The sequence below is a fragment of the Phaeodactylibacter xiamenensis genome (genome assembly GCF_000759025.1).
In the GTDB taxonomy this organism is placed as follows: Bacteria; Bacteroidota; Bacteroidia; order Chitinophagales; family Saprospiraceae; genus Phaeodactylibacter; species Phaeodactylibacter xiamenensis.
In genome coordinates, this window is record NZ_JPOS01000106.1 from 1 (window position 1) to 2,162 (window position 2,162).

General features: G+C 39.2%; 1 protein-coding gene. It reads right to left on the reverse strand.

Features of this window, described 5'->3' with window-relative positions; genetic code table 11:
* Window positions 1–1,251 precede the first annotated feature (1,251 nt).
* Window positions 1,252–1,548, reverse strand: coding sequence for a hypothetical protein (locus IX84_RS33165; protein ID WP_152605305.1), 297 nt, complete (start codon window positions 1,546–1,548; stop codon window positions 1,252–1,254).
* Between the last annotated feature and the right edge of the window lie 614 nt (window positions 1,549–2,162).

A 2,162-nucleotide genomic window follows, 5' to 3' on the forward strand; every position in this document is an offset into this window, starting at 1 on the left:
CTGTTAAGGCGGGGCAGATGAGATTTCTACAGTTTTATAGTTGGTTTACGAGAATCGTGATAGCCCGAATTAAAAAATTAGATCAAGAGTTGCCGCGGCCCCGTTGAATGGAAATTAAAACGGTATCAGGAAAGGAGTACCCGTCCAGGGGGCTTATGAAAATCAGACGGTAAATGAAAATCAATGAGCAAATAAGGTTTCATGCCCGAATAAGATTGATTTTCAAGGGTTCGCAGATGCATTGAATAGATTTAGCAGGAGAACAATTGAATGATTTTCATTGGGTTAAGTTGGTTTTTACGGGCGATAAACTAAATGAGGGTATCCATTTTGCCCGAAAACTGGTGGTCCGAAATCGGAGAATTGGATAAACTTGAAAAAAGCCCCCTTATTTCGTCTTCGAAAATAGAGAGATGGCCGCTCGTTTTGTAAAAATCGAATAAAACGCGAATGCTGTGAACATTGGCTACCCGACAAGCCCGGTAAAATCCTGAAAATGAAAAAAGAGAAAAGAAAGTCCGCTACAGTCAGCAAAAGCCCGGGCTACGCCAAGTTAGCCTTTTGCTGCCTGCGCTATTTTGGTGAAATGGAATGAAAAGATTAATTTCAAGAATCCGGGCCTGCGGGTAGCCCGGGCCGTTGGGCGCACTCCATTTTGGGAATAAAAAACTGATAAACAAACGATTAGAGATTAAGCCTGCCTTTGAAAATCGGGAATAATTGTTTTTTGGAACCCAAGTTTTGTTTGTTACGGTCAATTGAATGTATAGCCCAATTAGGCAGGCAAAAAATGGAAAATCAGTATTTCTATCGGGTAATCCGTTGCCCCGAATAATTGAGATCTTTAACAATTACCGCTCCCTATCGTCGAAAAAGAAAATTGAGTTTTTTGGAGAGAGGTTGCGTTTAGGGCCTCAATACGGGAAATCAAGAATTTGGGTAAACCGTTGAATTGAATAGGGTAGGAGATCAAGAAATTTGAACCTTACACCGAATAAGAATCTGATCAAATTGAATCGGGTTGTCGAGAATAAAGTTGAAATTTGGGAGATTGAAAACCAACAGATTGAATTGGTCAACTTGAATTTGAGATCGAGCTGAAAAACTGAAATTTAGCCGAATCAAATTGAAGACTGGAGATTAGAAATTTTGATCAATTTGAGAGATTAACTTTCAAGATCAAGAATCAAAACCGTAAATTGAGACCAGTTTTCAAGATCAATTTGAGATCATCAGAATCAGGGGATTGGTTTAAAAAGATTGAAAAATCGGTAAAAACGGTAAAAACGGCCCTTTGGGAGTATCCAGAATCGGTAAACCGGTCGCTTTTATAGGTTTACGAATAATAAAAATGGAAGCACCCAACACAGTGCAGCCGACAATACTCCGCTGCGCTGCGTACTGCGGCTGCACGTTCCCGTTGGGCGCACTCCATTTTGGGAATAAAAATCTGTAAACCAATTGATTAAGTTGAAAGCCTGCCTTTGAAAATCGGGAATAATTGGTTTTGGAACCCGAGTTTTGTTGATTACGGTCAATTGATTGCATAGCCCAATTAGGCAGGCAAAAAAATGGAAAATAGAGTTGTTTTATCGGGTAATCCGTTGTCCCGAATAATTGGGATCCTTAACAATTACCGCTCCCTATCGTCGAAAAAGGAAATCGAGTTTTTTGGAGAGAGTTTGCGTTTAGGGCCTCAATACGGGAAATCAAGAATTTGGGTAAACCGTCGAATTGAATAGGGGATAAGATCACGAAATTTGAATCTTTCACCGAATAAGAATCTGACCAAATTGAATCGGGTTTTCAAGAATCAAGTTGAAATTTTAGAGATTGAAAATCAGTAGATTGAATTGGCCAACTTGAATTTGAGATCGACCTGAAAAACTGAAATTTAGATGAATCAAATTGAAGACTGGAGATTAGAAATTTTGATCAATTTGGGAGATTAGTCTTCAAGATCAGGAATTTGAAACCGGTAAATTGAGATCAGTTTTCAAGATCAATTTGAGATCATCAGAATTAGGGAATCGATTCAAAATGATTGAGAAATCGGTAAAAACGGCCCTTTTGAGGTATCCAGAATCGGTAAAACGGTCGCTTTTATGTAACCATTCAGCCGGTATATCAATCGCCCCAGAGCAAATTCGATACGAATGGCT